1 protein-coding gene is annotated in these 1,055 nt (G+C 67.5%); it reads left to right on the forward strand.

Annotation, left to right across the window (positions count from 1 at the left end; genetic code table 11):
• Window positions 1-109: 109 nt before the first annotated feature.
• On the forward strand, window positions 110-1,055 hold a 946-nt coding region (locus AC08OQ_RS17895), incomplete at its 3' end, for an ISAs1 family transposase (protein ID WP_476612228.1).

The raw sequence follows: 1,055 nt of genomic DNA on the forward strand, positions 1-1,055 counted from the left end.
TCCCCTTTGCGGGGGTGGACACCGGCGGGCCACGTGTCGCGGAGAAAGGGACAGGCACACCGCTTGTAGATCACGGAGGTGTCTAAGTCTTCGTGGTCTGGAGTGCGGCGTGCCTGTTGGCGCATTGTCGCGCGCTGCGGCCGGTGTGGTGGGAGCCGGTGGCGTGTCGCGCGAGGGGATCTGGGAACGGCTGGCCGCGGTGCCGGATCACCGTTCGCGGCAGGGTCGGATCTACCCGCTGTCGTGCCTGGCGGCGGTGTGGCTGTGCGCGTTGACGGCGGCGGGGCATGATCGGGTGGCTGCGGTCACCGAGTGGCTGCGCGACACCACCAGCGTCGACAGCAAGAGCAACGAGACTACCGCGTTCCGCCCTCTGCTCGAACGCCTCGACCTGACGGGGAAGATGCTGACGTTCGACGCGATGCACACCGTGCGGGCCAACCTCGACTGGCTGGTCACCGAGAAGAACGCCCACTACTTTACCGTGATCAAGGGTAGCCAGCCGATGTTGAAAGACGTCCTGGCCGCCCTGCCCTGGGCCGACGTCCCGACCGGCGACACCACCCGTGACCACGGCCACGGCCGGGACGAGACCCGCACCCTCGAGGTCGCCACCGTCGCCGGCCTCGACTTCCCGCACGCCACCCAGGCGATCAGGATCCACCGCTGGCGCAAGGAGAAGGACAAGGCCCCGACCTGCGAGACCATCTACATGATCATCGGCGTCACCGCCGAACAGGCCGAACCCGCCCTGCTCGCCGACCTTGCCCGCGGCCATTGGCACATCGAGGTCAAGCAGCATTATGTCCGAGACGTGACCTTCGGTGAAGACGCCAGCAGCAGCCGGACCGGCCGTGTCCCGGCAGCCCTCGCGATCTTCCGAGGCGCCGTGATCAACGCGATCCGCCGCGCTGGCTACCGCTACATCTCCTCCGGCCGCCGCGCCCACAAGAAAGCCACCGCCGCTCTCGAGCTCCATGGCTTCCCATGGCAAACCGGACAGACGGGAGACACCGCCGATTCCTGGACAGGTCATTCAGATCGCGAACATGCCG

The sequence above is a fragment of the Frankia sp. CcCS3 genome (genome assembly GCF_977927575.1).